Origin of the sequence: Microbacterium foliorum, from assembly GCF_003367705.1 — a bacterium.
In the GTDB taxonomy this organism is placed as follows: domain Bacteria; phylum Actinomycetota; class Actinomycetes; order Actinomycetales; family Microbacteriaceae; genus Microbacterium; species Microbacterium foliorum.
This window is the reverse complement of the sequence record NZ_CP031425.1, coordinates 1,375,779-1,401,921: the sequence shown is the minus strand read 5'-3', so window position 1 is coordinate 1,401,921 and position 26,143 is coordinate 1,375,779. Positions and strand designations below refer to the sequence as shown.

Sequence of the window (26,143 nt, the reverse complement as noted above, 5' to 3'; positions counted from 1 at the left end):
GAACGGCGGATGCGCGCCATCGCAGACTCAGACCGTGGCGGGAACCCGGGTGCGGGCCTCGACGCGATACGACAGGAGCGCGATCACCAGGCCGGCGAGAGCGAGCGCCACCCCGGTCCACGACGGGGCGGTGAAGCCCCACCCTGCGGCGATCACCGCGCCACCGAGGAACGCGCCGAGGCTGTTGCCGATGTTGAGCGCGGAGTGGTTCATGGCGGCGGCGATCGACTGGTTGTCGCCCGCGACATCCATCAACCGCGTCTGGATCGTCGGGCTGAGCACCGACGACACGAAGCCCACGACGAGCACGAGCAGCGCGAGCGTGACGATCCAGAACGCGAGCACCGCCAGCAGCGCGAACACCACGGCCATCGCCACGAGCCCGAACAGCAGAGTGCGCCGCAGGTCGATGTCGGCGAGATGACCGCCGACGAGGTTTCCCGCGGTCATCCCGAGGCCCATCAGCACGAGCACGATCGGCACGACCCACTCCGGGGACCCGGCGACGTCGGTCACCAGTGGGGCGATGTAGCTGTAGACCGCGAAGAAGCCGCCGAAGCCGATGGCTCCCACCCCGAGCGTGAACCAGACCTGCGGGATGCGGAAGACGCCGAGCTCCTCGCGCATCGTGCGTCCGGGCGACCCGGGGTGCTTCGGCACGAACAGGATGATGCAGGCCGTCGCGAGCGCGAACACCAGGGCGACCACCGCGAACGCGACCCGCCACCCCCACAGCTGACCCAGGAAGGTGCCCAGCGGCACGCCGACCACGTTCGCGACGGTGAGTCCGGTGAGGATGAACGCGACGCCCTTCGCGCGATTGCCCGGACCCATGACGTCGGCGGCCACGAGCGCGCCGATGCCGAAGTACGCCCCGTGCGGAAGCCCTGCGAGGAAGCGGGAGGCGCCGACGAGCTCGAACGTCGGCAGGAACACCGTCAGGGCGTTGAACACGGTGAGCGCGAGTGCGAGGCCGATCATCACGCGGTGCCGCGGGAAGCGTGCGACGAAGCCCGCGATGGTCGGTGCTCCCACGACGACGCCCAATGCGTACAGCGAGATCAGCCAGCCGGCCTGGCTCAGCGCGTCCTCCGGGCTGCGAGCCCACAGTGTGGGCAGCAGCTCGTCGGCGATGTTGGGCAGCAGGCCCATGACGACGAACTCGGTCATGCCGATGCCGAAGCTGCCTATGGCGAGGGAGAGGAGCGCCCACTTCGCCGCACCCCTCGATTCAGTCGAGGGATTCACCCGTCAATGCTACCGGGTGGCGAAGGCGCCCGGCGTCGTGCCGAGCACCCGTCGGAAGTGACGGGTGAGGTGGGCCTGGTCGAAGAATCCCGCGTGCGCCGCGGCCGATGCGGGGGACGCGCCCTCGACGAGCATCCGGCGCGCCAGGTCGATCCGTCGGCTGAGGACGTACTGATGAGGAGCCAGCCCGTAGCTCTGGGTGAACGCCCTCGTGAGGTGGCTGGGGTGCACTCCGCTGCAGCGCAAGCGTCCAGTGCTCGGCCGCGAGCAGGTCGCCGGGCTCGTCGAGCGCAGCATGCACCCGTCGCGCCGCCCTCAGCGCCGCAGTGCTCGTGAGAGTCGGCCTCGAGACCGACCGCCCCGCGGAGTGCCCGGGCAGCCACGCGCTGTCCAGATACACCACGCGCTTGCGATAGATCCTGCCGTCGACCGCGGATCGGCCGTTGTGCGAGATCCCCGGCGGCAGCACGGTCACGGCGCCCGGTGCCGCGATGTGCGCCGATCGTCCCAGGTCGTAGGAGACGGCGCCCTCGTCCACGAGCATCACCGTCCACCCGTCATGGGCGTGCGGCGGATAGGCGTGATCGAACGACGCGTGATACACCTCGCGCACCGACGGCACTGCAGGGTGCCACGCTCGCAGGAGTTCCGGCATGCAAGAAACGTACAAGACGATCCTGTGCGGCCGGGCGATCGTGGAACCATGACCACCGCCTCACAGCCGACCGTTCCGCCGTCCGCCGCATCTCCCCGTTTCGACACGAAGGTCGTCGTCCTCCTGAGCGAAGGACTCACCGCATGGCAGGAGCTGAACGTCACGTCGTTCCTGATGTCGGGTATCGCCGTGAGCGCCCCGGGTCTCACCGGCGACCCATACCGCGACGGCGACGACAACATCTACCTCCCCATGCTCCGCCAGCCTGTGCTGGTGATGACGGCGGATGCCGCGCTGCTCGGGGCCGCGCGCGGCAAGGCCACGGCCCGCGCCGACGTGGCGATCGCCGTATGGACGCGGGAGCTGTTCGCGACCGGGCACGATGAGGCCAATCGCGCGGCCGTCGCAGCGGTCGCGGCTCGCGACCTCGATCTCGTCGGCGTCGCACTCCGCGGCCCGCGCCATGCGATCGACCGCATGATCAAGGGAGCACGCCTTCACGACTGACGTGACGCGGCGAACCCCTACTCCGAGTCGTCCATCGCCGCCTCGAGCCGCTCGATCTTCGCGTCGAGCTCTCCCGAGTATCCGGGCCGGATGTCGGCCTTGAGCACGAGCGACACCCTCGACCCGAACGGCATCACGGCCTCGGTGGCGCGCTTGACGACGTCCATCACGCTGTCCCAGTCCGGGCCTTCGATCTCGGTGAACATGCTCGTCGTGCGATGCGCGAGGCCGGATTCGCGCACGACGCGGACCGCAGCGGCCACCGCGTCGTGCACGGAGGCGTCGGAGCGCTCCGATCCGTCGGAGGGGGTGCCGCTCGGGGCGACGGAGAAGGCGATCAGCATGGTTCACTCCCGGTTCGTTGAGGGTCGATGTGCGGGTACTCGGGTGAGGGCGCGGATGCCGACGACGAGCGCCACGATGAGAAGGACGTTCCGCAGGGTCAGCATCGCGACGGGGAGGATCTCGGCGCGCAGCAGCGCATCGTAGTTCAGCGGGTAGACGAGGCAGGTGAGCGCGCAGAGCGCCAGAACGATGACGGCGGGGACGCCGGCCCGCGCGCGGTCGAGCACCAGCCAGAGCACGGCGGGTGCGATCAGCCACGTCTGGAACTGCGGCGACCCCACCTTGTTCACCACGATCAGGGCGGTGACGAGCGACAGCGCGAGCGGCGGGAACAGGCGGGAGAAGGACGCCCCCCGCGTCGCCTTGACAGCGCCGACGATCGTGATGACGACGACGAGCACGACCATCACCGGGGTGAGCACCGCGCTGACGGCATCCGCTCCCGGCGCGCCGATCTGGAAGGTGAGGATGTCGTAGCTGTACTCGATGCGCGCGGAGCCTGCGACCGCGAGCCAGAGGAAGGGGGTCGCCGCGACCGCCTCGATCTGCAGGCCGCGCCCGGTCTGCTCGGTGAGGAATCCGAGGATCTCGGAATCGGCGCCGAGCGCGAGCAGGAGCACGATCACGCCGGCGGTCACGGCGGCCGCGGTGAGCAGCATCCGCATCCTGCTGCGCGCCGCCACGAGGGCCGCGAGCAGCAGCGCCCCCGGCCAGATCTTGATCCAGGCCCCGACCGTCAGCAGCGCGGCCGCGAGAGCGGGGCGACGCGTGAGCCAGAGTCCGCCGATCACCGCGAGCGGCACCGTGACGGCATCGATCCGGTACATCGCGATGGGGCCGAGCAGCAGCAGCGCGGCGATCCAGAACCAGGCGGCGAGTCGACGCGGACGCGAGGGCGACCGACCGAGCAGCACGACGAATGCGATCGCGTCGAGCACCGTGACCATCACCGCCCAGGCGATCAGATAGGCGCCGGAGACCCCCATCGCCGCGATCAGCGGGAGGGAGAGGATCTTGGCGACGAGCATGGGCACGAGCGCGAGCTGCGGGTACACCCAGGTCTCGGTGACGCCCACGATCGGGCCGCCGGAGAGAGCCGCGGTCGACCACGGCTCGTAGACGAGCACCACATCGCCCATCGGCTGGCTGGGGAGCAGCCATCCCGACACCGCGACGATGACATGCACGAGCAGGAACGCGCACCAGGGCGCGACGATGCCGATGGCCGAGCGACGGCTCACGCGAGGACGTCCACGATCGCGCGCGGCAGCGCCTCCGCCACATCCAGCGCGACGATCGGATGCCCGTGCGCACCGCCGTCCGCCCCGATGCCGGACGCGAGTCGACCGGCATGGCCGTGGAGCCACGCGCCCGCCGCCGCGATCTCGGCGATCGACGCGTCGGTGCCCGAGTTCGCGGCGAGGAGGGCGCCGAGCACCCCACCGAGCACGTCGCCGGTGCCGGCCGTCGCCAACCACCCCGTGCCCGCGTCGACGGTGATCAGCGTTCCGTCCGGATCGGCGATGAGCGTGCGCGCGCCCTTGAGCAGAACGGTCGCGCCGAGTTCCTGCGCGACCCGGCGGGCGCCGACGGTACGGTCGTCGCCCGGTTCCGCGCCGAGCTGGCGTGCGAGACGGGCGAATTCCCCGCCGTGGGGGGTCAGGAGCAGCGGTGCGCGCCGTCCGGGCGTGAGGTCGAGAGCGCCGGCGTCGACGACCACGGGCACCGACCCGTCGAGCAGCGCACGCAGCTCCTGCTCCGCCTCGGGGCTGCGACTCGCGGCATCCGTCCCCGATCCGATCACCCAGACGCCCACCCGCGCTCCGGCCGCGTGCGCGCTCACCACCGTCTCGGGGCGGCGGGCGATCACGGCATCCGCCGCGCGTCCCTCGCCGATGTAGCGCACGAAGCCGGCACCGGAGCGCCAGGCGGCCTCGACCCCGAGCACGGCCGCGCCGGGATAGGCCGGCGACCCCGTGCGGAGACCGACGACACCGCGGGAGTACTTGTCGTCCTCCGGCCCCGGCACCCGCACCAGACGTGCCGTGTCTTCTCGGGACCACTCGCGCGCATCGGGCATGAGTCCACGTTAGTCCGACGACCCCTGCCCCTCGAGACGGCGCTAGCGTCGAGGGGTGAGCATCCTCTTCTCCCCTCTCAGCATCCGATCCGTCACCTTCCGCAACCGTCTCTGGGTGTCCCCCATGTGCATGTACAGCGCGATCGACGGCGTCGTGCAGGAATGGCACCACACGCACCTCGCCCAGTTCGCCTCGGGCGGCGCCGGGCTCATCGTGGCCGAGGCGGCCGGTGTCGTGCCGGAGGGACGCATCTCGCCGCAGGACGTCGGGCTCTGGAACGACGAGCAGCGCGACGCCTGGACGCCGATCGTGTCCGCGATCCATGCGCGCGGCGCGAAGGCCGGCATCCAGCTCGCCCACGCAGGTCGCAAGGCCTCGACCTGGTGGCCGTGGGCCGAGCACCAGGGCTCGGTGCCGCAGTCAGAGGGCGGCTGGACCACGACCGCCCCCTCCGCGATCGCCTACGAGGGCTTCGCAGAGCCCGTCGCGCTCGACGCCGACGGGATCGAGGCGATCGTGACCGGGTTCGCCTCCGCCGCGCGCCGGGCGATCGAGGCCGGCTTCGACGTGCTCGAGATCCACGGCGCGCACGGCTACCTGCTGCACCAGTTCCTGTCGCCGCTGTCCAACCTGCGCGACGACGACTACGGCGGCTCGCTCGAGAACCGGGCTCGGCTCCTCCTCCGCGTGGTCGAGGCGGTGCGCGAGGCCGCGGGCGAGGGCGTGCCGCTGTTCGTGCGCATCTCCGCGACCGACCACGCCGACGGCGGCTTCACCCCCGACGAAGCCGCGACCGTCGGGGCGTGGGCCACCGACCGCGGTGCCGACCTCATCGACGTGTCCAGCGGCGGCCTGGTCGCTCATCAGCAGATCAGCGTCTTCCCCGGGTATCAGGTGCCGCTCGCCGAGACCGTCCGTCAGGGCGGGCGCATCCCGGTCTCCGCGGTCGGACTGATCACCGCCGCCGAGCAGGCCGAGCAGGTGCTCTCCGAGGGTGCGGCCGACGCGATCTTCGCCGGCCGCGAGTGGTTGCGCGACCCCCACTTCGCGCTCCGCGCCGCCCATGAGCTCGGCGACGACATCGCCTGGCCGCCGCAGTACGAGCGCGCGCACTGGCGCTGATCGACCGCACTCACCGCCGACAGCGAGAAGCCCCTCCGATCCACAGGGATCGGAGGGGCTTCGTCGCTCGGCGATGATCAGTGCCCGCGGATGCGACGCGTCGCGTCCTGCACCTCTCCGACGAGTTCCTCGAGGATGTCCTCGAGGAACAGGACGGCGGTCGTGCGGCCCTGCGCGTCGCGCACCTTCGCGAGGTGTCGTCCCGCGCGCCGCATGACGGCGAGCGCATCCTCCAGGTCCGTGTCCTCCTGCACAGGAACCATGTGGTTGATCCGCTTCGACGGCAGCGGCTCGACGAGCTTGGCGTCGGCGTCGGGGCCGTCCGCCGCCCGCAGGATGTCCTTGAGGTGGACGTAGCCGACCGGCACCCCCTCGTCATCGACGATCACGTAGCGCGAGAAGCCGTATCGGGCCACTGCCTTCTCGATGTCGTCCGGCGTGGTGGTCAGCGGCAGCGTGACCAGATCACTCAGCGGCACGGCCACGTCGCGAGCCTTCTTGTCGGTGAATTCGACGGCGGCGGCGACGGTTCCGGCGGTGTCCGTGAGCACACCCTCGCGCCTCGACTGATCGACGATCGTCGCGACCTCGTCGAGAGTGAACGTCGATGCGGCCTCGTTCTTCGGCTCGACCCGGAAGAGTCGGAGCACGCCGTTCGCCGCGGCGTTGAGCACCCAGATCACGGGCATGAAGATCTTCGACACCAGCACGAGAGGAGGCGCGAGGATCAGCACGGCCCGCTCCGGCACCGAGAAGGCCAGGTTCTTCGGGACCATCTCGCCGAACACGACGTGCAGGAACGAGACGATCAGCAGGGCGATCGTGAACGACACGGCGTCGACGACCGCATCCGACCAGCCGATCTCGTGCAGCGGCACGGCGAGCAGATGATGGATGGCGGGCTCGGACACGTTCAGGATCAGCAGCGAGCAGATCGTGATGCCGAGCTGCGAGGTCGCGAGCATGAGCGTCGCGTGCTCCATCGCGTAGAGCGCGGTCTTCGCGGCGCGCGATCCGCGATCGGCCTTCGGCTCGATCTGCGAGCGACGCGCGGAGATCACCGCGAACTCGGCGCCGACGAAGAACGCGTTGGCCACGAGCAGCACGACCAGCCAGGCCAGTCCTCCCCAGTCGTTCATCGGGCCACCACCTCCGCCGTCAGATCGGGATGCGGCGCGTAGCGGATGCGGTCGACACGGCGTCCGTCCATGCGGACCACTTTCAGCGTCCCGCTCTCCAGGTCGACCTCGTCACCCACGACGGGAACGCGCTCGAGCACGCTCATGACGTATCCGGCGACCGTGTCGTAGACGTCTCCCTCGGGAACCTCCACGCCGGCTCGGCGGCGCAGCTCGTCGGGCCGCAGCTCCCCCGGGAACGTGATCCCGTCGCGCCCGCGCACGACACCTGCCCTGGTGCGATCATGCTCGTCGGACACCTCGCCCACCAGCTCCTCGACCAGATCCTCCAGGGTGACGAGCCCGGCGGTCCCGCCGTACTCGTCGACGACGACGGCGAGCTGGTAGCCGCGGGCGCGGAGCTCCGAGATCAGCGCATCGACGTGCACGGTCTCCGGCACGCGCAGCGGGTCGGTGGAGAGCGCCCCCACCGGCACCTCGGCGCGGCGCTCACGCGGAACGGAGATCGCCGCCTTCAGATGCACCACGCCGGTGATGTCGTCGAGGTCGTCGTCGTACACGGGAAAGCGGCTGTGCCCGGTGCGTCGCGCGAGCTGGATGACGTCGTCGGCGGAGTCGCCCGCGGCGAGCGCGTGCATGCTCGGTCGTGCCGTCATCACGTCGGCGGCGGTCAGTCGGGAGAACGTCAGCGTCCGGTCCAGCAGGCTCGCCGTGTCGGCCTCCAGCAGGCCGGCACTGGCCGAGCGGCGCACGAGCGACGACAGCTCCTCGGCGCTGCGGGCGCCGGAGAGCTCCTCCTTGGGTTCGATGCCGATGCTGCGGAGCACGCCGTTGGCGCTGCCGTTGAGCACGACGACGGCAGGCTTGAACACGGTCGTGAAGGCGACCTGGAACGGCATGACGAGTTTCGCGGTCGCCAGCGGCAGCGCGAGGGCGAAGTTCTTGGGCACGAGCTCGCCGAGGATCATCGAGAGCACCGTCGCGACGAGCATCGCCACGACGGTCGCGATGGGTGCGACGGCCGCCTCGGGGATGTTCCAGGCCACGAGGGTCGGTCGCAGCAGGTTCGACAGCGCCGGCTCCATCGTGTATCCGGTGAGCAGCGTCGTCAGGGTGATGCCGAGCTGGGCCGACGAGAGATGGGTCGACGTGTGCCGCAGCGCGCTGATGGTGAGCGAGACTCGGGATTCGCCCCGTGCCTGACGCGCCTCGAGATCGGCACGGTCGAGATTGACCAGAGCGAACTCGCTCGCGACGAAGAGTCCTGTGCCGACGGTGAGCAGCAGCCCCACGCCCAGCAGGATGTAGTCCATCAGAGGTTCCCCTCGTCACCGAGGGGCGGGCGTTGGGGCGATGTACTGCAACTGGGAGGGTCGTCCATGGTGCCACGATTCTACGGGATCGCCGCGGTGGCGGGGAGAAGCGGCACCGCCCTCGTCACCAGCTGACCGGCAGCGCCTTGCCCTCTTCGTACCCGGCGGCGGATTGCAGCCCGACGAGGGCGCGGTGATGGAATTCCGGCACCGACGAGGCCCCGGCGTAGGTGAACGACGACCGCACGCCCGAGGTGATCATGTCGAGCAGATCCTCGAGGCCGGGGCGGAGCGGGTCCAGGTAGATCTTCGACGAGGAGATCCCCTCCGCGAAGAGCTCCTTGCGTGCGCGCTCGTACGCGTCGAGGCGTCCGAACCGCGCCTGCACGGCCTTCGTCGACGCCATCCCCCAGGATTCCTTGTAGATGCGCCCGTCCGCATCGGTCTGCAGCTCGCCCGGGGCCTCGATCGTGCCCGCGAACCAGGACCCGACCATGACGGATGCCGCGCCGGCGGCGAGCGCGAGCGCGACGTCGCGCGGGTAGCGCACTCCCCCGTCCGCCCACACGTGCGCACCGAGCTCCCGCGCCGCCTCGGCCGTCTCGAGAACGGCGGAGAACTGCGGGCGACCGACGGCGGTCATCATCCTCGTGGTGCACATCGCCCCGGGTCCGACGCCGACCTTGAGGATCGACGCACCGGCCGCGACCAGGTCATGCACCCCGTCCGCAGTCACGATGTTGCCGGCGACGAGCGGGATGCCGAGGCCGAGGTCGGCGACGGCGCGCAGGGCGCCGAGCATCCCCTCCTGGTGACCGTGAGCGGTGTCGACCACCAGCACGTCGACGCCGGCCGCCGCCAGCGCTCTCGCCTTCGAGGCGACGTCGCCGTTGATCCCGACGGCAGCCGCCACCGCCAGACGCCCGTCCGCATCGAGCGCGGGCCGGTACAGGGTCGAGCGCAGGGCGCTGCGCGCGCTGAGCGTGCCGACCAGGTGCCCGTGCCGGACGATCGTGACGATGTCGGCCCCCGCCTCGGTGATCACGTCGAACGCGTGACGCTCCGATCCGATGTCCTCGGCGTCGAGGGAGGGCGTGCCTCCGTGCACGAGGTCGCCCAGCTGCGCATCGGGCAGAGCCGTCGCGAGGCGCGAGGCCGGAAGGACGCCGAGGATCCGCTCGACGTGGTGCGGTGCCCCGCCCGACGCGACGACGATGCCGTGGCCGGCGGTGGCCGGCATCAGCCGCAGAGCGTCGGCCACCGACGCCTCGGGCGGGAGGACGATCGGGGTGTCCCACAGCACGGGCTGCGCCTTGACGTCGCGGATCGCGGCATCGAGATCTTGCAGCGGCATGTCCTGCGGCAGAACTCCCAGGCCTCCGCGCCTGGCGAGCACGGCGGCGAGTCGCGGTCCCGTCACGGAGTTCATGTTCGAGGCGACGAGCGGCAGGGTCGCGGGTGTGCCGTCCTGGGGGGCGAGATCGACCTGCAGGCGGCTGGTGACCGCGGATCGGCGCGGCACCAGGAACACATCGGAATAGGTCAGATCGACTGCGGGCGACTCGCCGGAGAATTCCATACCCCCACGCTACTCAGATCGAGGCGACAGGGGCGCTCGCCTTCGACGATCGTCCCGCGAAACACGTTAGGCTTGGTGGTCGAGAGTGTGCGGGCCCCGACGCATCCTGCGTCCTGGTGTGCACATATGGACTTCAGTGATGAAAGAGGGCGATCGAGCGTGTCGAACCAGGTGACCGGCGTCGGGGGCGACGGGGGGTTCGGAGCCAATTCGTGGCTCGTCGAAGAGCTCTACGAACAGTTCAAGGTGAACCGCGACTCCGTCGACAAGGAGTGGTGGCCGATCCTCGAGAAGTACCAGTCGGAGGCGGCCTCCGGCTCCACCGCGCCCGCCGCACCGACTGAGCAGACCGCGCACCCGGTGACCGCGCCCATCCCCGTCATCGGCACGCAGCCGGTCGCGCGGACGACCACGAAGCCCGCGGCCGCCGCCCCGATCCCCGCGCAGGCGCCGAAGCCCGCGCCCAAGGCCGAGACCGCCGAGTCGGCTGCCGCCGCTGAAGAGGACAAGGTCACGCCGCTCCGCGGTCTGCCCAAGACCCTCGCGGCGAACATGGACGAGTCGCTGACCGTTCCCACCGCGACGAGTGTGCGCACGATCCCGGCGAAGCTGATGATCGACAACCGCATCGTCATCAACAACCACATGGCCCGCACGCGCGGCGGCAAGATCAGCTTCACCCACCTCATCGGCTGGGCGCTCATCCGCACCCTCGACGAGTTCCGCAGCCAGAACGTGTTCTACGCCGAGATCGACGGCAAGCCCTCCGTCGTCGCCCCGGCGCACGTCAACCTCGGCATCGCGATCGACCTCCCCAAGCCCGACGGCACGCGTGCGCTCATGGTCCCGAGCATCAAGCGCGCGGACACCCTCTCGTTCAGCGAGTACCTGGTCGCTTACGAGGATCTCGTCACCCGCGCTCGCAACAACAAGCTCACCGCTGCGGACTTCCAGGGCACCACGGTGTCGCTGACGAACCCCGGCGGAATCGGAACCGTGCACTCCGTGCCGCGCCTCATGAAGGGGCAGGGATGCATCATCGGAGCGGGCGCGCTGGAGTACCCCGCGGAGTTCCAGGGAGCGAGCGGACGGACGCTCAACGAGCTCGCGATCGGCAAGACGATCACGCTCACCAGCACCTACGACCACCGCGTCATCCAGGGTGCAGGCTCCGGCGAGTTCCTCAAGAAGGTGCACGAGCTGCTGATCGGTCAGCGCGGCTTCTACGACGACATCTTCGCGGCGCTCCGCATCCCCTACGCCCCGATCCGCTGGAACCCCGACATCGCGGTCGACCTCGCCGAGCGCGTCGACAAGCAGTCCCGCGTGCAGGAGCTGATCAACTCCTTCCGCGTCCGCGGTCACCTGATGGCCGACATCGATCCGCTCGAGTACGTGCAGCGTTCGCACCCCGACCTCGAGATCGAGAGCCACGGGCTCACCTTCTGGGATCTCGACCGCGAGTTCGTCACCGGCGGATTCGGCGGCCGCCGCGTCGCGAAGCTCCGCGACATCCTCGGCGTGCTCCGTGACTCGTACTGCCGCACGCTCGGCATCGAGTACATGCACATCCAGGATCCGGAGCAGCGCCGCTGGTTCCAGGAGAAAGTCGAGGTCAAGTACCAGAAGCCCGGCCACGACGAGCAGCTGCGCGTGCTGCGCAAGCTCAACGAGGCAGAGGCGTTCGAGACGTTCCTGCAGACGAAGTTCGTCGGCCAGAAGCGCTTCTCGCTCGAGGGCGGCGAGTCGCTCGTGCCGCTGCTCGACGAGATCCTGCAGGGCGCTGCGACCGCAGGGCTCGAGGGTGCGGCGATCGGCATGGCCCACCGCGGCCGTCTGAACGTGCTCACCAACATCGCCGGCAAGACCTACGGTCATGTCTTCCAGGAGTTCGAGGGCACCCAGACCACCGGGAACCGACGCGGCTCCGGCGACGTGAAGTACCACCTCGGCACCGAGGGGACCTTCGTCGCCGACGACGGGTCCGAGCTGCCGGTGTACCTCGCGGCGAACCCCTCGCACCTCGAGACCGTCGACGGCGTGCTCGAGGGCATCGTCCGCGCCAAGCAGGACCGCAAGCCGATCGGCACGTTCGCCTGGCTGCCCATCCTCGTGCACGGCGACGCCGCGTTCGCAGGACAGGGCGTGGTCGTCGAGACCCTGCAGATGTCGCAGCTGCGCGGCTACCGGACGGGTGGCACCATCCACGTCGTCGTCAACAACCAGGTCGGCTTCACGACCCTGCCCGACGACTCGCGCACCTCGGTGTACGCGACCGACGTCGCCAAGACGATCCAGGCGCCGGTGCTCCATGTGAACGGCGACGACCCCGAAGCCGTCATCCACGTCGCGCAGCTCGCGTTCGAGTACCGCGAGCGGTTCCACCGCGACGTGGTGATCGACCTCGTATGCTACCGCCGCCGCGGTCACAACGAGGGCGACGACCCGTCGATGACGCAGCCCCTGATGACCGACCTGATCCAGGCGAAGCGCTCGGTGCGCAAGCTCTACACGGAGTCGCTCGTCGGACGAGGCGACATCACCGAAGAGGAATACGACGAGGCCAAGGCCGACTTCCAGAACCGTCTGGAGATCGCCTTCGCCGAGACGCATGCCGCGGAGACCGGCACCAACCCGGTCGTCCAGGATCTTCCTCCCGCCGAGGAGCAGGTCGGCGCACCTGAGATCACGGGCGTCTCGAGCGAAGTCATCCAGCTCATCGGAGACGCGTTCGTGAACAAGCCCGAGGGCTTCACGGTGCACCCCAAGCTGCAGCAGCAGCTCGAGAAGCGTCTGGACATGAGCCGCAACGGCAACATCGACTGGGGCTTCGGCGAACTTCTCGCCTTCGGCTCGCTGCTGGTCGAGGGGACCCCGGTCCGGCTCGCCGGTCAGGATTCGCGACGCGGCACCTTCGTGCAGCGTCACGCGACCCTGCACGACCGCGCGAACGGGCAGGAATGGCTCCCGCTGTCGAACCTGTCCGACTCGCAGGGCCGTTTCTTCGTCTACGACTCGCTGCTGAGCGAGTACGCCGCCCTCGGCTTCGAGTACGGCTACTCCGTCGAGGCCCGCGAATCCCTGGTGCTGTGGGAGGCGCAGTTCGGCGACTTCGTCAACGGCGCCCAGTCGGTCATCGACGAGTACATCTCGTCGGCCGAACAGAAGTGGGGACAGCAGTCGAGCGTGACCCTGCTGCTTCCGCACGGCTACGAGGGCCAGGGACCCGACCACTCGTCGGCCCGGATCGAGCGTTTCCTGCAGATGTGCGCGCAGGACAACATGATCGTCGCCCGCCCGTCGACGCCCGCGTCGTACTTCCACCTGCTGCGCCGTCAGGCCTACGCACGTCCGCGCAAGCCGCTGATCGTGTTCACGCCCAAGGCGATGCTCCGTCTGCGCGGCGCGACCAGCCCGGTCGAGGCGTTCACGCAGGGTCGCTTCGAGCCCGTGATCGACGACGCCCGCGAGCTCGACCGCAATGCGGTCACCCGCGTGCTCGTGCACTCGGGCAAGGTGCACTGGGATCTGAAGTCCGAGCTCGAGAAGAACCCGAACCCCCAGGTCGCCCTGGTCCGGCTCGAGCAGCTGTACCCGACGCCCATCGAGGGTCTCAAGGCGATCACCGACTCCTACCCCAACGCAGAGCTCGTGTGGGTTCAGGAGGAGCCCGAGAACCAGGGAGCCTGGCCCTTCCTCGCTCTCGCGTTCGCGGCGGTCCCCGGCGACCGCCGGTTCCGCCCGGTGTGCCGACCGGCATCCGCGTCTCCCGCGACGGGCTCGTCTAAGGTGCACGCCGCCGAGCAGGCCACGCTCCTGCGCGAGGCGCTGACCGTGAGCTGACTCACGTCGCACGCGAGAAGGGAGCCCCGACGAGATGTCGGGGCTCCCTTCTGCTATCCGCCGCGGATGCCGTTCCGTTCGCCGCGGCCGACGGCGCGCATCAGTACCAGATGTCGAGCGCCGGGGCGGGGAACGCGACGAACGCACGGTCCAGCGCCTCGACGGTGTCGGCGTCGGCATCGATCCGGCCTCCGCCGTGCAGCGAGGAGGCTCTCACTCCCCCGGCGAAGAGGATCGACAGCGTGGCGACGTCGAGCGTCGCATCCACCGCCCTCGTCCCGTCGCCCGCCGCCTCGACCTCGGCCGCGCCGGAGCCGTCCACCCGCAGTCGCCAGTCGCCCTCGGCGAAGCCGAGCGGGTCGGTGACGCGGAGCACGAGGTCTACGGGTGCGGAGTAGGTGCGAGCGGCGAGCGTCGTCGGGAGATCGAGGATGCGCAGCCAACCGTGATCGTGGACCGTCTGCACGACGCCGCGCGGGTCGCGCACGAGCCAGGGCAGCGCATCGTCGAGCGGGCGCAGGTCGGCCGTGACCTCGTCGACGAGGTCGTGCTGCAGGGCGAACCGCCAGAGCGCAGCCGTGGCTTCGGGCGTCTCGGCCACGAGCAGACGGATGCCGAGCGCGAAGCGGAACGATCCGCTCCGCTCCTCGAGGGTGAAGGCCATCGCTCCGCGCAGGTCGCCGGCGCCGTCGAGGTATCGGACGCCGCGCACCTTGTCGCGGTCGGTGTCACTCGGCGACAGCCCGGCGATGCCGGTCCAGCGCGAGTCCCACCCGGGGATCTGGCCGGGTCGGGCCGAGCGCGCGCGGTCGTGGACTCGGCCGAGCTCGGCGGCCAGCGTCTCCCTGTCGATGTACTCGATGCGCCCGGCGATGTCACCGCCGCCCCATCCGGCGCGGCGGGTGTCGACCGTGAAGCGCGACATGGGCAGCGCCGAGCCGAATCCGTACCGGCCGTAGATCGTCGCCTCCGACACGGTGAGGCCGGCGATCGGCACGCCCGCCGAGGCGGCGGCCCGCAGCTCGCCCTCCAGCAGCGCTCTGGCGATGCCTCGACGCCGGTGCGTCGCCGAGACGGTCACGCCGCTGATCGCCCACATCGGCAGTCGGGAGCCGCCGGGAACGGTGACGGGGGTCGTCCACGAGTCGATGGTGGCCACCGGCTGCCCCTCGGGCACGCTCTCGTCATAGACGCCGATGTTGCGTCGCGATTCGAAAGTGGTGCGCCCGAAGGCCAGCACCTCGGTCGAGGGCTCCGCGCCGAGGAAGCCCCGCGAGGTCGCACGCTGGAATCTCTCCGATACCGCCTCGTCGGCGGTGTCGACGACGCGATAGCTCAGTGACTCGGCGGCGAGGCGCTCCGTGGACGTGGGATCGGCGGGGACGGATCGCGAGTCGATGTCGGTCATGCATTCCACCCTACGGGCAACACCGACGTCGACATCCGCGGCCCCACCGGGAGGTCAGTGCTGCGCGGCCTGCACCTCGCGGAGACGCGCGAACACCTGGTCACGCAGCTCCTCGGGAGCCGTCTCCTTGCACGCGCGGGCCACGACCTCGGTGAGGGTGGTCGCCACGAGCGCTTCGTCCCGACACGACGGGCAGTTCTCGAGATGCTCACGGATCTCGGTGTGCTCGGTGTTGCACACCTCGTTGCGGAGGTACTCCTCCAGATCCTTGCGCGCCTTGTCGCAGCCGCAGTCGGTCATTTCGTGCTCCTCGGGTCTGCTGCGGAGATTCCCCGCTCCGCGGCGTAGTCGGCCAGCAGCTCCCGCAGCATCCGCCTGCCCCTGTGCAGACGGCTCATCACGGTGCCGATGGGTGTCTTCATGATGTCCGCGATCTCCTGGTAGGCGAAGCCCTCGACGTCGGCGAGGTACACCGCCAGCCGGAAGTCCTCGGGAACCGCCTGCAGCGCGTCCTTGACGACCGACGCGGGCATGTGGTCGATGGCCTCGGCCTCGGCCGAGCGTCCATGCGAGGCCGTCGTCGACTCGGCGCCGCCGAGCTGCCAGTCCTCGAGATCGTCGATCGTCCCCTGATAGGGCTCGCGCTGCTTCTTGCGGTAGATGTTGATGTACGTGTTCGTCAGGATGCGGTAGAGCCACGCCTTCAGATTCGTGCCCTGCGAGAACGTCGCCCACGAGCCGTACGCCTTCACGAACGTCTCCTGGACCAGGTCGGCGGCGTCCGCCGGATTGCGCGTCATGCGCATCGCGGCAGCATAGAGCTGATCCATGAAGGGGATCGCCTGATCCTCGAATTCACGCCGAGGGTCGCTGACCTTTTCTGCCGTCTCCGTGTCATCCATCACCGGCCAGTCTAGGCCGCTGAGGTCCACGAACTCGCGTTCCAACGTTGCGAGCATGCTGTCTCCTTGTCGCCGGGCTTCCGTGATCCGATCGGGCGGACTCCCGTATTCACTAAGGTTGAAACCGATGAGCGCCAACGGGTATTCCCCCTCCCCTGTCCAGGGCGTCTATGCAGCGCCCACGGCCCCGGATCCCGTCCATGCGACGGTCACGATCCCCGGGTCGAAATCGCTGACGAATCGCGAGCTCATCATCGCCGCGATCGCCGACGGACCCGGCCGGCTCACGGCCCCGCTGCACTCGGACGACTCGCGACGGATGGTCGAGGCTCTGCGCGCGCTCGGCGTCGGCATCGAAGAGGTCGAGGGCGCCGGAGAGTTCGGTCCCGACCTCGTGGTCACTCCGGGCAAGCTCGTCGGCGGCGCGACCGTCGACTGCGGTCAGGCGGGCACCGTCATGCGGTTCATCGCCCCGCTCGCCGGGCTCGCCCACGAAGACGTGCACCTCACCGCGCACGAGACCGCGCTGCACAGGCCCATGGGGGGCCTCATCAGCGCCCTGCGCGACCTCGGCGTCGACATCGACGACGAAGGCACCTGGGCACTGCCGTTCACGATCCGCGGCCACGGACACATCCGCGGCGGACGGGTCGAGATCGATGCCTCCGCATCGAGCCAGTTCGTCTCGGGCCTGCTTCTCGCCGCGCCCCGGTTCGACGTCGGACTCCACCTGGTGCACACCGGCGAGCACCTGCCGAGCCTGCCCCACATCGACATGACGATCGAGGCGCTGAGCCGACGCGGTATCCGCATCGAGCGACCGGCCACCGGCGAGTGGCTCGTCGAGGCCGGCGTACCGCGCGCCAAGGAGATCGCGATCGAGCCGGATCTCTCCAACGCCGCGCCGTTCCTGGCCGCCGCCCTCGTGACGGGGGGCTCCGTGTCCGTGACGGGCTGGCCCGTGCACTCCACGCAGCCCGGCGCTCTTCTCCCCGAGATCCTGCAGGCCCTGGGTGCTCACGTCCACCGGCACAGCGGCACGTTGACGGTGAAGGCCGGATCCGAGATCCGCGGGCTCGACCTCGATCTTTCCGCGGCGAGCGAGCTGACGCCGACGCTGGTCGGACTCGCCGCCTTCGCGACCGGTCCGACGACGTTCCGCGGCATCGGGCACATCAGGATGCACGAGACGGACCGCATCGCGGCTCTGATCGGCAACATCCGCGCCCTGGGTGGCGAGGCGGAGGAGCTGCCCGACGGCCTGCGCATCATTCCGCGGCCGCTGAGCGGCGGCGCCTGGGCGGCCCACCACGACCATCGGATGGCGACGACCGGCGCCCTCATCGGGCTGCGCGTCCCCGGAGTGCAGGTCGACGACATCGGCACGACGGCGAAGACTCTTCCCGAGTTCACGCTGCTCTGGGAGCGGATGCTGCGAGGCGCGTCCGCGTGAGCTGGCTCGACGACACCGACGACCTCGAGGACGGCTTCGAGGACTACGACGAGAGCAGCATCCGCACCCGTCCCAACCCCAAGGCCAACCGCCCCCGCACCAAGCGACGCCCCGCCCACGACGACGCGAAGGTCGGCCGCGTGCTCGGGGTGGACCGCGGACGCTATACGGTCCTGCTCGATGAGGGCGGACCCGACGAGCGCCTGCTGACGGCGGCTCGTGCCCGCGAGCTGCGACGCAACCCGATCGTCACGGGCGACCAGGCCAAGGTCGTGGGCGACACCACCGGTGAAGACGGCACTCTCGCGCGCATCATCGGCATCGTCGATCGGACCTCCCTTCTTCGGCGCAGCGCCGACGACACCGACCAGGTCGAGCGCGTCATCGTGGCGAACGCCGACCAGATGCTCATCGTGGTCGCCGCGGCCGACCCCGAGCCCCGGGCGCGACTGGTGGATCGCTACCTGGTGGCGGCACTGGATGCCGGCATCCGGCCGCTGCTCGTCGTGACCAAGACCGACCTCGCCGACCCGTCCGCCTTCCTCGGACACTTCGACGGACTCGATCTCCGCGTCTTCACCAGCGCGCAGGAGGAGATGCCGATCGACGAGATCGGCGCCGCGCTGGTCGGTCATTCGACGGTCTTCGTCGGACACTCCGGTGTGGGCAAGTCGACGCTCGTCAACGCGCTCGTGCCGAGCGCACTGCGCGCGACGGGCCATGTCAACCAGGTGACGGGACGCGGGCGCCACACCTCCTCGTCCACGGTCTCGCTGCGCTACACCGGTCCGGCCGGCTCGGGCTGGGTCATCGACACCCCCGGGGTCCGGTCGTTCGGTCTCGGCCACGTGGACCCTGCGAACATCCTCGCGGCGTTCACCGAACTGGCGGAGATCGCCGAGAACTGTCCCCGCGGGTGCACCCATCTCGCGGATGCGCCGGACTGCGCGCTCATCGAGGCGGCCGAGAGGGGCGAGCTCAGCGAGACGGGCCTCGCGCGTCTGGACTCCCTGCAGCGGCTGTTGCAGACCTTCGCCGACAAGGCGGAGCAGAGTCCCGGCCGGTAGGCTGAAGACGTGACTGTGCGCCTCGAACCCGGAACCGCTGCTCCCGACTTCGCCCTGCTCGACCAGGACGGCGAGACCGTCCGCCTCGCGGACCTGCGCGGCGAGAAGGCCGTGCTGTACTTCTACCCCGCGGCGATGACACCGGGATGCACCACCCAGGCGTGCGACTTCCGCGACAGCATCTCGTCCCTGCAGGGTGCCGGGTATCGCGTCATCGGCATCTCGCGCGACGAACCGGCCACGCTCGCCACGTTCCGGGAACGCGACGGTCTGACCTTCACCCTTCTCAGCGACCCTGACCACGCGGTGCACACGGCATACGGCGTCTGGGGCGAGAAGATGAACTACGGCAAGGTCGTCGAGGGCGTCATCCGGTCCACCTTCGTCCTCGACGAAGAGGGCACCATCACCCTCGCCCAGTACAACGTCAAGGCCACCGGGCACGTCGCCCGTCTGCGCAAGCTGCTCGGCATCGACGCCTGAGCGTCACTCGGCCGGGCGCTCGTTCTCGGCGCGGGTGGTCGCGATCAGCAAGACGAACCCCAGCACCGCAGGGATGCCGACGCCGACGGTGAATCCCCAGACCACAGGCTGGATCGTGAGAGACGCGAGTGCGAGGGCGACGCCGAGCACCTGGAAGACGATCCCCCCGGAACGCGCCCATGAGTGACCGGACCGGGTGCCGATCGCGAAGGCGATCAGTGCGCCGGCGCCGATCAGCGTCAGCACGATGAGCGCGAGGGCGGTCGGCAGCGAGGCCGCATCCCCCGCGCCGAGGCCGAGGAGCTCGATCAGCGCGAAGACGAGGAGCGCTGCGCCCTCCGCCGCGAGGACTGCGGCTGCGGCGAGTGCGAGGCCGGGTGAGCGCACGATGATCTCCTGAGAATCGAATGAGAACAGGCGAAACCCTTGATTTCGCCGGTTTCATGTAACAGAATAGACAGCGTCATGTGCTCCCACAGCGGCGTGGGGCGGGCTCCGAGCCCGCATCACAATTCGCGGGCATCCGTCCGTATCTCAACAGGGTAGCTGAACCCGAACTGCACCCGAAATCAGAGTCGTCGCGTTGCGACGATTCAGGAAAATCCACACCGAGGAGCCCCCATGGACTGGCGCGACAAGGCCGCCTGTTTGACCGTCGATCCCGAGCTGTTCTTCCCTGTAGGGAACACCGGCCCGGCTGTCGATCAGATCGAGAAGGCCAAGACCGTCTGCGCCACCTGCACGGTGACCGAGATCTGCCTGCAGTACGCCCTCGAGTCCAGCCAGGACTCGGGAGTGTGGGGCGGGCTCTCCGAAGACGAGCGTCGCGCCCTGAAGCGTCGCGCAGCGCGCGCGCGCCGCGCCTCCTGACCATCCGAAAGCGGCCCGAGACGATGTCTCGGGCCGCTTTCGTGTACTCGGTCGGCTACTTCGTCAACCAGCGCAGCGGGATGTCGATGACGACCTCCGTCCCTCCGCCCTCGCTCCCCCGCCATTCGATGGAACCGCCGAGCTCGCCCTGGATGAGAGTCCGGATGATCTGCGTGCCGAGCCCCTGGCCGATTCGGCCCTCGGGAAGACCGCTTCCGGTGTCGCGCACCAGCACGCGCAGGTTCTCCTCGGTGCGCGCGGCATCGATCGTGACCATGCCCTCCTGACCGGCCAGGCCGTGCTCGACGGCGTTCGTCACGACCTCGGTCAGCGCGAGCGCCAGTGGCGTGGCGTACTCGCTCGGCAGAACCCCGAAACGACCGGTCGAGTGCGTGCGCGCGCGAGTGTTGGGCGCCGAGGCGACCTCGGCCACGAGCTTGAGCACGCGATGGAAGACCTCGTCGAAGTCCACCTTCTGCGTGAGTCCCTGTGCGAGGGTGTCGTGCACGACGGCGATCGAATCGACCCGCCGCATCGCCTGGGTCAGAGCGTCCCTCGCCTCGTCCGAGTGCGTGCGACGAGCCTGGATCCGCAGCAGCGACGCCACCGTCTGCAGGTTGTTCTTGACGCGGTGATGGATCTCCCGGATCGTGGCGTCCTTGGTGATGAGCTCCTGCTCCTGGTGGCGCAGCTCCGACACATCCCGGCAGAGCAGGATCGCACCGATGCGGGTCCCGTGGTCCTTGAGCGGGATCGCCCGAAGCGAGACGGTGACCCCCCGCGCCTCGATGTCGGTGCGCCACGGAGCACGGCCGGTGACCACCACCGGCAGCGATTCATCGACCTGGCGCGACGGCGGGACGAGCCGCGTGGTGACCTCGGCCAGCGACTCCCCTTCGAGCTCATCGTCGAAGCCCATGCGATTGAAGGCCGAGAGCGCGTTCGGACTGGCGAATGTGGTGATGCCGTCGACGTCGATGCGGATCAGACCGTCAGACGCGCGAGGCGCTCCGCGTCGGGGCGAGGTCGGTGCGGCCAGGTCCGGGAAGCTGCCGTCGGCGATCATCCGGAAGATGTCGTTCGCGCACTCGTCGAACGTGATCTGCTGCCGGGACGGAGTGCGCGCCTCGCCCAGGTTCGTATGCCGGGTCACGACGCCGATGACACCGGCCTCCCCGTGTCCGCGCCGTCGGTCGTTGACGATCGGAACGGCCCGCACCCGCGTCGGCGTCTCCTCGAACCAGTCCGGCGACGAGGAATCGACGATCTCTGCGGACTCGAATGCCCCCTGCACCTGAGTGCGCCACTGCGGACGCACTCGCTCCCCCACGATGTCGCGGTAGAACAGCGTCGCCGCTCCGCTGGGTCGCGCGTGCGCGACGGCGATGAACGATCCGTCCTCGGTCTGGACCCAGACCACGATGTCGGCGGACGAGAGGTCGGCGAGGAGCTGGCCGTCGCCGGCGAGACGATGCAGCCATTCGACGTCGACGTCGGTCAGGCGGCCCTGGGCGTTGGCGAGATCACTGAGGGTTGACACCCCTCAAGCCTACGGTGCGCGCACTCAGAGAACGGCAAGCGACGATGCGCGCCACCGTCGGTCGAGACCCTCCAGGCGGATGGCCACCGCCCTGGTCCGCCCGGGGCCCGCCACGATGACGACGGCTTCGACCTTGCCGTCCACCGGCTCGGTGACCCGGATGGAGAGGATCTCGAAAGTCGGGCGCGCAGGCGAAACCCCCCTCGCACTGCGCGCCCTCGCCGACAGGTTGGCCCGCGTCACCAAACTCCGGTACGCATCTTCGCTGAACCAGCGGGCCAACTGATCGACTTCTCTGACCCCGGCGAGGACTTCGAGCACGCCCTGCGTGAGACTGCGCAGCAGCGGCTGCGGATCCGGAAGCTCGGCACGCGGCGTGGGCTGCGGGGCGAAATACTCGTTCATCGTCATCTGCGGCACTCTCCATCGGGGAAGACTGCGCCAAGTAGAGCATGCGTGGAGGAGCCGTTCCGGCCGAATCCGACATCTATGTGGATAACTCGTACATGAGCCCGAGGTGATCGCCTACGGTGGTCCGCGTGCACTGGGATCGACTGTTCGAAGACCTCGAAGGCCAGCTCGCCGCCGAATGGGAGAGCGAGCGAGCCGTGCTCGATGCCGAGTCGGAGCGACTGCGTATCTCCCGTCTCGATATGCGCAGCCGCCTCAGGGTGCTGTGCGCGGCATCCGCTCTGGCGACCGTGGACCTCCCCGGCGGAGCCCGTCTGCGCGTGCGCCTGCAGACCCTCGGCGCCGACTGGGTCGCGGCGGCGATCCTCGATGCCCCGGAGTCGCCGCCGCGTCGGTCCACCTGCATCCTCCCGCTCCCTGCGGTGCGCGGACTGAGCGTGGACCACGGACTGCTGCTCACGAGCCTCGACGGCGAGGAGGCGGCACCGATCCTCCGCGAGCGCATGTCGCTGGGGTTCATCCTGCGCGACCTCGCACGACGACGCGTGCCGGTGAGCATCCTGAGCACCGACGGGAGGGACCTGCACGGGACGATCGACAGGGCGGGCGCCGATCACCTGGATCTCGCGGTGCACGACTCCGGAGCGGCCAGGACCGCATCAGCCGTGCGGGGGTTCCAGATGATCCCGTTCCACGCAGTGACGTCGGTGCAGATCCTCGGTGGTCAGCTCCCGTGACCGAACGGTGCTCCCCACACCTCGGGGAAGCTGGCCTCGTTCGCCTGACGCCAGAGCGCCATCCGCCGTGCCTCTTCCGACTGCTCCGCGAGATAGTCGGCGAGACTCGATTCCTCGATGCGCCAACGAGCCGGCGAGCCGAGTTTGGATCCGCTGAGCCGTCCTTGATAGACGAGCTCGATGACCTCGTTTACCTGGATGCTGAGCAGCTCGGCCACCTGTGCGGGCGCGAGGAAGCGCCTCGCGGACGGGGACGAATCGGGCATGTCCCCATTCTGCCCCCACCGGCAGGTTTCACCTGCACCCCTTTTCCGCTGTGGATAAGTCCCGAGCCTCCGCAGCGATTTCTGTGAGCATGTGGCGATGCACAGATTCGTTCGTCCACGCCGCGCCGTCTGGGGCGACGCGCGCTTCCTGATCGGCATCGCCATGGTCCTGCTGTCGATAGGCGGCGTCTGGGCCGTCGTCTCCTCGGCGGGTGCGACGGCGCCGATCCTCCAGGCGAGCCGCACGATCGTCAGAGGCGAGGCGCTCACCTCCGACGACTTCCAGATCGTCGAGGTGGGGCTGGGCGGCGTGACGTCGCGCTACGTGGCTCCGCAGGATCTGCAGCCGGGGCGCATCGCCGCGAAGACGGTGACAGAGGGAGAGCTTCTGGCTCACTCGGCCGTCGAAGACGTCGATGCAGGACGAACCACGACGGTGGTCGTCGAAAGCGGCCCCGGCATCCCGGCGGATGTCGGGGCCGGCAGCGACGTCGAGCTCTGGGCGGCGCCTCCGAGTGACGACGGGACGGCGCAGGAGCCGCCTCGGATCCTGGTGGCCGACGCGATCGTCACCTCGGTGTCCAAGAGCGAGTCGGTGCTGGCCTCGGGCGGAAGCACGGTCGAGGTCGTGATCGAGAGGGCCGATGTCGCAGCGGTGCTGGGGGCGATCACGGGAGGATCGGTCCTCGCCGTCGTCCCGATCGGTGCGACGCCGTGACGTCCGTCGTGCTGGCCGTGCCGGAGTCCCGTGCGGCCGGCCTCGCCGATGAGCTCGAGATCGAGGGCATCCGCGTCGTGGCGGTGGTGTCTCCCGCACAGCTGCTCCCCCTCCCTCCCGGCATCGACGCCGCCGTCGTCGCTGCGACTCGTGGGACGCTGACCCACGAGATCGTGACAGCCTGCGATCGGGCGGGCGTGCGGCTGGTTCCGCTCGGCGACGGCGATGCGAGGGTGCTGGCGCGCTACGGTCTCGCCGCCTCGCTCGCCGCCGATGCCACAGGGTGGGAGGTGGCGACCGCATTGGCGGCAGATCACCCCGAGACCACGAAGCGCGAATCCTCGCCGCCGCATCGCGTCACCGTCGTCTGGGGTCCCGCGGGTGCTCCGGGGCGATCCACGGTGGCCATCCAGCTCGCTGTCGAGCTGACGAGGGTGGGCCGTCGCACGGCGCTCGTCGACGCGGACACCGTCGCACCCTCGCTGGCACTTCTGCTCGGACTCGGCGACGAAGCTCCCGGCATCGCTGCGGCCTGCCGCCGCGCTGAGCTGGGGGCGCTCGATGCCGAGGAGCTCACCCGGCTCTCCGCGGTCCTCGAGACGAGTGCCGGCGATGTCGAGGTGCTCGGCGGCATCAACCGTCCGAGTCGATGGCCGGAGCTGGCGGCCGACCGCCTGCGTGCGACACTCCGGGTATGCCGCACATGGAGCGAAGAGACCGTGGTCGATGTCTCGAGCGCCTTCGACGCCGACGATGAGGCGACCTTCGATCTCGCCGGCCCCCGCCGGCACGCGGCCACCATGGCCGCGCTGCAGGAGGCGGACGCGATCGTCGCCATCGCCTCGGCCGATCCGCTCGGCATCAGCCGGTTCATCCGAGAGCATGCGGAGCTGCGTCGCCTCACCGACCCCGTTCCCGTCAGCGTCGTCGTGAACCGGGTGCGTTCCGGTCCCCTCGGCTTCGATGCCCGCGGTCAGGTGCGCCGGACCCTCGAGAGGTTGGCGGGGATCACCGCGGTCGAATTCCTGCCCTTCGACCAGCGCGCCGCGGACGCCGCACTGCTCCACGCCCGTCCGATGGCCGACCTCACACCTCGGTCCGCGCTGGTCTCCGGCGTTCGCCGGCTGGTCGCGTCGCGTCTGTCATCGCCTGCGGCGCCGTCGATGGCGGCGCCGGCCGCGGCGCCTACTGGCGATAGCTCGAGAGGAAGTTCCCGAGGCGCTCGACGGCCTCAGCCAGCACGCGAGGCTCAGGGAGGGTGACCAGTCGGAGGTGGTCCGGTGTGGGCCAGTTGAAGCCCGTGCCCTGCACCAGCAGGATGTGCTCCGAGACGAGCAGGTCGTAGACCAGCTTCGCATCGTCCCTGATCTCGTGCACGTTCGGGTCCAGGCGCGGGAACGCGTAGAGGGCGCCGGCCGGCTTCACGCACGAGACGCCGGGAATCGATTCGAGTCCCTCCCAGGCGATGTCGCGCTGCTCGTGCAGCCGACCGGTCGGCGCGATCAGCGCGTCGATCGACTGGACGCCGCCGAGCGCCGCCTGAACCGCGTACTGGGCGGGGACGTTCGGGCACAGCCGGGTCGAAGCGAGCAGGTTGATCCCCTCGAGGAAGCCCTTCGCATGCGACTGCGGCCCCGTGATGACGAGCCATCCCGATCGGAAACCGGCGACACGGTAGGTCTTGGACAGCCCGTTGAAGGTGAGGCAGAGCAGATCAGGCGCCAGGGTGGCAGTCGGGATGTGCACGGCATCGTCGAAGAGGATGCGGTCGTAGATCTCGTCGGAGAGCAGCAGCAGCTGGTTCTCCCGGGCGATCTGCACCATGCCCTCGAGGATCTCTCGCGAGTAGACGACTCCGGTCGGGTTGTTCGGATTGATGATCACGAGGGCCTTGGTGCGCGGCGTGATCTTCGATCGGATGTCCTCGAGGTCGGGCTGCCACCCGGAATCCTCATCGCACAGATAGTGCACCGGCGTGCCATCGGCCAGGCTCGTCATCGCTGTCCACAGAGGGTAGTCCGGCGCGGGGATCAGCACCTCGTCGCCCTCATCGAGCAGGGCCTGCATCGTCATGGTGATCAGTTCCGAGACGCCGTTGCCGAGGAAGACATCCTCGGGGCCGAAGCGGGGGAAGCCCTCGATCTCCTCGTACCGGCTCACCACGGCGCGACGTGCCGAGATGATGCCCTTGCTGTCGCTGTAGCCGTGCGCGGTCGGAAGAGCGGCCAGCATGTCGTGCACGATCTGGTGAGGGGCTTCGAAGCCGAAGATCGCCGGATTGCCGGTGTTGAGCTTGAGGATCCGATGTCCCTCGGCCTCGAGACGCGCCGCCTCGACGAGCGTGTTCCCACGGATCTCGTACAGGACGTTCTTGAGCTTCGACGACTGGTCGAAGTGGCGCGTTGGTGTCATTGCGCAAGCCTACAATGACGCGCAGAGGGGCCGATCCCACCGGA

Annotated in this window: 26 protein-coding genes and 1 pseudogene; 10 read left to right on the top strand and 17 right to left on the bottom strand. The window is 69.5% G+C overall.

The genetic code is table 11. The annotated features are described in order from the left end of the window. Nucleotides 1–27: 27 nt before the first annotated feature. The 3 genes and pseudogenes from DXT68_RS06350 to DXT68_RS17220 form a co-directional block, all read right to left on the bottom strand. Entirely contained in the window at nucleotides 28–1,248 is a 1,221-nt protein-coding gene (locus tag DXT68_RS06350) for an MFS transporter (protein WP_045255424.1), read from the bottom strand. Nucleotides 1,249–1,257: 9 nt separating this feature from the next. Then, nucleotides 1,258–1,479 carry a helix-turn-helix domain-containing protein gene (locus tag DXT68_RS17225; RefSeq protein WP_244268224.1) on the bottom strand — a complete coding sequence of 74 codons (222 nt, stop codon included), beginning with the start codon at nucleotides 1,477–1,479 and terminating at the stop codon, nucleotides 1,258–1,260. Between the two features lie 70 nt (nucleotides 1,480–1,549). Further along, nucleotides 1,550–1,792 (bottom strand): annotated as a pseudogene (locus tag DXT68_RS17220) (AraC family ligand binding domain-containing protein); the annotation flags it as partial. A gap of 159 nt (nucleotides 1,793–1,951) precedes the next feature. Between DXT68_RS17220 and DXT68_RS06340 the strand changes: the two are divergent. Then, complete coding sequence (locus DXT68_RS06340) at nucleotides 1,952–2,410, top strand: DUF2000 domain-containing protein (protein ID WP_045255425.1); 459 nt, start codon at nucleotides 1,952–1,954, stop codon at nucleotides 2,408–2,410. Between the two features lie 17 nt (nucleotides 2,411–2,427). Here the strand turns inward: DXT68_RS06340 and DXT68_RS06335 are convergent, their stop codons facing one another. Genes DXT68_RS06335 through DXT68_RS06325 form a run of 3 tightly spaced genes read right to left on the bottom strand, consistent with a single transcriptional unit; the run spans nucleotide 2,428 to nucleotide 4,835 of the window. Continuing rightward, entirely contained in the window at nucleotides 2,428–2,754 is a 327-nt protein-coding gene (locus DXT68_RS06335) for a thiamine-binding protein (protein WP_045255426.1), read from the bottom strand. Nucleotides 2,755–2,757: 3 nt separating this feature from the next. After that, a complete protein-coding gene (locus tag DXT68_RS06330) occupies nucleotides 2,758–3,996 on the bottom strand; it encodes a glycosyltransferase family protein (protein ID WP_045255427.1) in 1,239 nt (412 codons plus the stop codon). Further along, a complete protein-coding gene (locus DXT68_RS06325; protein ID WP_045255428.1) occupies nucleotides 3,993–4,835 on the bottom strand; it encodes an NAD(P)H-hydrate dehydratase in 843 nt (280 codons plus the stop codon). The genes DXT68_RS06330 and DXT68_RS06325 overlap by 4 nt, the downstream gene beginning before the upstream one ends. A gap of 55 nt (nucleotides 4,836–4,890) precedes the next feature. Between DXT68_RS06325 and DXT68_RS06320 the strand changes: the two genes are divergently transcribed. Beyond that, nucleotides 4,891–5,958, top strand: a complete 1,068-nt coding sequence (locus DXT68_RS06320) for an NADH:flavin oxidoreductase/NADH oxidase (protein WP_045255429.1) — start codon at nucleotides 4,891–4,893, stop codon at nucleotides 5,956–5,958. Between the two features lie 77 nt (nucleotides 5,959–6,035). Here DXT68_RS06320 and DXT68_RS06315 read toward each other — a convergent pair whose 3' ends face one another. The 3 genes from DXT68_RS06315 to guaB1 form a co-directional block, all read right to left on the bottom strand. Beyond that, nucleotides 6,036–7,097 carry a hemolysin family protein gene (locus DXT68_RS06315; protein WP_045255430.1) on the bottom strand — a complete coding sequence of 354 codons (1,062 nt, stop codon included), beginning with the start codon at nucleotides 7,095–7,097 and terminating at the stop codon, nucleotides 6,036–6,038. Further along, nucleotides 7,094–8,410, bottom strand: coding sequence for a hemolysin family protein (locus DXT68_RS06310; protein ID WP_115760468.1), 1,317 nt, complete (start codon nucleotides 8,408–8,410; stop codon nucleotides 7,094–7,096). Before DXT68_RS06310 ends, DXT68_RS06315 begins: the two co-directional genes overlap by 4 nt. Before the next feature lie 124 nt (nucleotides 8,411–8,534). Next, on the bottom strand, nucleotides 8,535–9,989 hold the full coding sequence (guaB1, locus tag DXT68_RS06305) for a GMP reductase (protein WP_045255432.1): 1,455 nt from the start codon (nucleotides 9,987–9,989) through the stop codon (nucleotides 8,535–8,537). 159 nt (nucleotides 9,990–10,148) lie between these two features. Here guaB1 and DXT68_RS06300 point away from each other — a divergent pair, with 159 nt between their 5' ends. Beyond that, complete coding sequence (locus tag DXT68_RS06300) at nucleotides 10,149–13,832, top strand: multifunctional oxoglutarate decarboxylase/oxoglutarate dehydrogenase thiamine pyrophosphate-binding subunit/dihydrolipoyllysine-residue succinyltransferase subunit (protein WP_045255433.1); 3,684 nt, start codon at nucleotides 10,149–10,151, stop codon at nucleotides 13,830–13,832. Nucleotides 13,833–13,932: 100 nt separating this feature from the next. Here the strand turns inward: DXT68_RS06300 and DXT68_RS06295 are convergent, their stop codons facing one another. From DXT68_RS06295 to DXT68_RS06285, 3 genes are read right to left on the bottom strand one after another with little or no spacing between them, the layout of a single operon-like run. Continuing rightward, entirely contained in the window at nucleotides 13,933–15,240 is a 1,308-nt protein-coding gene (locus tag DXT68_RS06295; RefSeq protein ID WP_052677842.1) for a GNAT family N-acetyltransferase, read from the bottom strand. Between the two features lie 54 nt (nucleotides 15,241–15,294). Then, nucleotides 15,295–15,540 (bottom strand): zf-HC2 domain-containing protein, encoded by a 246-nt coding sequence (locus DXT68_RS06290; RefSeq protein ID WP_042541911.1) that lies wholly within the window; start codon nucleotides 15,538–15,540, stop codon nucleotides 15,295–15,297. After that, entirely contained in the window at nucleotides 15,537–16,199 is a 663-nt protein-coding gene (locus DXT68_RS06285) for a sigma-70 family RNA polymerase sigma factor (RefSeq protein ID WP_045255434.1), read from the bottom strand. Before DXT68_RS06285 ends, DXT68_RS06290 begins: the two co-directional genes overlap by 4 nt. Before the next feature lie 70 nt (nucleotides 16,200–16,269). On the opposite strand from DXT68_RS06285, the gene aroA reads away from it, so the two are divergent. Genes aroA through bcp form a run of 3 tightly spaced genes read left to right on the top strand, consistent with a single transcriptional unit; the run spans nucleotide 16,270 to nucleotide 19,145 of the window. After that, nucleotides 16,270–17,595 (top strand): 3-phosphoshikimate 1-carboxyvinyltransferase, encoded by a 1,326-nt coding sequence (gene aroA / locus DXT68_RS06280; RefSeq protein WP_045255435.1) that lies wholly within the window; start codon nucleotides 16,270–16,272, stop codon nucleotides 17,593–17,595. After that, nucleotides 17,592–18,662, top strand: a complete 1,071-nt coding sequence (gene rsgA / locus DXT68_RS06275; protein WP_045255436.1) for a ribosome small subunit-dependent GTPase A — start codon at nucleotides 17,592–17,594, stop codon at nucleotides 18,660–18,662. Before aroA ends, rsgA begins: the two co-directional genes overlap by 4 nt. A gap of 9 nt (nucleotides 18,663–18,671) precedes the next feature. Then, nucleotides 18,672–19,145: a thioredoxin-dependent thiol peroxidase gene (bcp, locus tag DXT68_RS06270; RefSeq protein ID WP_045255437.1), complete on the top strand. Its 474-nt coding sequence runs from the start codon at nucleotides 18,672–18,674 to the stop codon at nucleotides 19,143–19,145. 3 nt (nucleotides 19,146–19,148) lie between these two features. Here the strand turns inward: bcp and DXT68_RS06265 are convergent, their stop codons facing one another. After that, on the bottom strand, nucleotides 19,149–19,532 hold the full coding sequence (locus tag DXT68_RS06265) for a hypothetical protein (protein WP_045255438.1): 384 nt from the start codon (nucleotides 19,530–19,532) through the stop codon (nucleotides 19,149–19,151). 234 nt (nucleotides 19,533–19,766) lie between these two features. On the opposite strand from DXT68_RS06265, the gene DXT68_RS06260 reads away from it, so the two are divergent. Continuing rightward, nucleotides 19,767–20,015 carry a WhiB family transcriptional regulator gene (locus DXT68_RS06260; RefSeq protein ID WP_028503730.1) on the top strand — a complete coding sequence of 83 codons (249 nt, stop codon included), beginning with the start codon at nucleotides 19,767–19,769 and terminating at the stop codon, nucleotides 20,013–20,015. Between the two features lie 55 nt (nucleotides 20,016–20,070). Here the strand turns inward: DXT68_RS06260 and DXT68_RS06255 are convergent, their stop codons facing one another. Next, a complete protein-coding gene (locus DXT68_RS06255) occupies nucleotides 20,071–21,555 on the bottom strand; it encodes a sensor histidine kinase (protein ID WP_045255439.1) in 1,485 nt (494 codons plus the stop codon). A gap of 24 nt (nucleotides 21,556–21,579) precedes the next feature. After that, complete coding sequence (locus tag DXT68_RS06250) at nucleotides 21,580–21,966, bottom strand: Rv3235 family protein (RefSeq protein ID WP_045255440.1); 387 nt, start codon at nucleotides 21,964–21,966, stop codon at nucleotides 21,580–21,582. A 128-nt stretch (nucleotides 21,967–22,094) separates the two neighbouring features. On the opposite strand from DXT68_RS06250, the gene DXT68_RS06245 reads away from it, so the two are divergent. After that, nucleotides 22,095–22,703 carry a hypothetical protein gene (locus DXT68_RS06245; protein WP_045255682.1) on the top strand — a complete coding sequence of 203 codons (609 nt, stop codon included), beginning with the start codon at nucleotides 22,095–22,097 and terminating at the stop codon, nucleotides 22,701–22,703. Here the strand turns inward: DXT68_RS06245 and DXT68_RS06240 are convergent. Then, nucleotides 22,691–22,969, bottom strand: a complete 279-nt coding sequence (locus tag DXT68_RS06240; protein WP_045255441.1) for a helix-turn-helix domain-containing protein — start codon at nucleotides 22,967–22,969, stop codon at nucleotides 22,691–22,693. The two genes, DXT68_RS06245 and DXT68_RS06240, sit on opposite strands and share 13 nt — an antisense overlap. 97 nt (nucleotides 22,970–23,066) lie before the next feature. On the opposite strand from DXT68_RS06240, the gene DXT68_RS06235 reads away from it, so the two are divergent. Together DXT68_RS06235 and DXT68_RS06230 are read left to right on the top strand one after the other, a co-directional pair. Continuing rightward, nucleotides 23,067–23,687, top strand: coding sequence for an SAF domain-containing protein (locus DXT68_RS06235; RefSeq protein WP_045255683.1), 621 nt, complete (start codon nucleotides 23,067–23,069; stop codon nucleotides 23,685–23,687). Continuing rightward, the gene (locus DXT68_RS06230; protein ID WP_052677843.1) at nucleotides 23,684–24,949 is read left to right on the top strand and encodes a CpaE/TadZ family protein; all 1,266 of its coding nucleotides are present in this window, start codon (nucleotides 23,684–23,686) and stop codon (nucleotides 24,947–24,949) included. Before DXT68_RS06235 ends, DXT68_RS06230 begins: the two co-directional genes overlap by 4 nt. Here the strand turns inward: DXT68_RS06230 and DXT68_RS06225 are convergent. Continuing rightward, nucleotides 24,873–26,099 carry a pyridoxal phosphate-dependent aminotransferase gene (locus tag DXT68_RS06225; protein ID WP_045255442.1) on the bottom strand — a complete coding sequence of 409 codons (1,227 nt, stop codon included), beginning with the start codon at nucleotides 26,097–26,099 and terminating at the stop codon, nucleotides 24,873–24,875. The two genes, DXT68_RS06230 and DXT68_RS06225, sit on opposite strands and share 77 nt — an antisense overlap. Nucleotides 26,100–26,143: the final 44 nt, after the last annotated feature.

Coding starts and splice junctions, on each gene's coding strand:
- DXT68_RS06335 (WP_045255426.1), bottom strand. CDS start 2,754: ATGCTGATCGCCTTCTCCGTCGCCCCGAGCGGCACCCCCTCCGACGGA.
- DXT68_RS06340 (WP_045255425.1), top strand. CDS start 1,952: ATGACCACCGCCTCACAGCCGACCGTTCCGCCGTCCGCCGCATCTCCC.
- DXT68_RS06315 (WP_045255430.1), bottom strand. CDS start 7,097: ATGAACGACTGGGGAGGACTGGCCTGGCTGGTCGTGCTGCTCGTGGCC.
- DXT68_RS06225 (WP_045255442.1), bottom strand. CDS start 26,099: ATGACACCAACGCGCCACTTCGACCAGTCGTCGAAGCTCAAGAACGTC.
- DXT68_RS06295 (WP_052677842.1), bottom strand. CDS start 15,240: ATGACCGACATCGACTCGCGATCCGTCCCCGCCGATCCCACGTCCACG.
- DXT68_RS06285 (WP_045255434.1), bottom strand. CDS start 16,199: ATGCTCGCAACGTTGGAACGCGAGTTCGTGGACCTCAGCGGCCTAGAC.
- DXT68_RS06260 (WP_028503730.1), top strand. CDS start 19,767: ATGGACTGGCGCGACAAGGCCGCCTGTTTGACCGTCGATCCCGAGCTG.
- DXT68_RS06250 (WP_045255440.1), bottom strand. CDS start 21,966: ATGACGATGAACGAGTATTTCGCCCCGCAGCCCACGCCGCGTGCCGAG.
- DXT68_RS06240 (WP_045255441.1), bottom strand. CDS start 22,969: ATGCCCGATTCGTCCCCGTCCGCGAGGCGCTTCCTCGCGCCCGCACAG.
- DXT68_RS06235 (WP_045255683.1), top strand. CDS start 23,067: ATGCACAGATTCGTTCGTCCACGCCGCGCCGTCTGGGGCGACGCGCGC.
- guaB1 (WP_045255432.1), bottom strand. CDS start 9,989: ATGGAATTCTCCGGCGAGTCGCCCGCAGTCGATCTGACCTATTCCGAT.
- DXT68_RS06325 (WP_045255428.1), bottom strand. CDS start 4,835: ATGCCCGATGCGCGCGAGTGGTCCCGAGAAGACACGGCACGTCTGGTG.
- aroA (WP_045255435.1), top strand. CDS start 16,270: ATGAGCGCCAACGGGTATTCCCCCTCCCCTGTCCAGGGCGTCTATGCA.
- DXT68_RS06290 (WP_042541911.1), bottom strand. CDS start 15,540: ATGACCGACTGCGGCTGCGACAAGGCGCGCAAGGATCTGGAGGAGTAC.
- DXT68_RS06310 (WP_115760468.1), bottom strand. CDS start 8,410: ATGGACTACATCCTGCTGGGCGTGGGGCTGCTGCTCACCGTCGGCACA.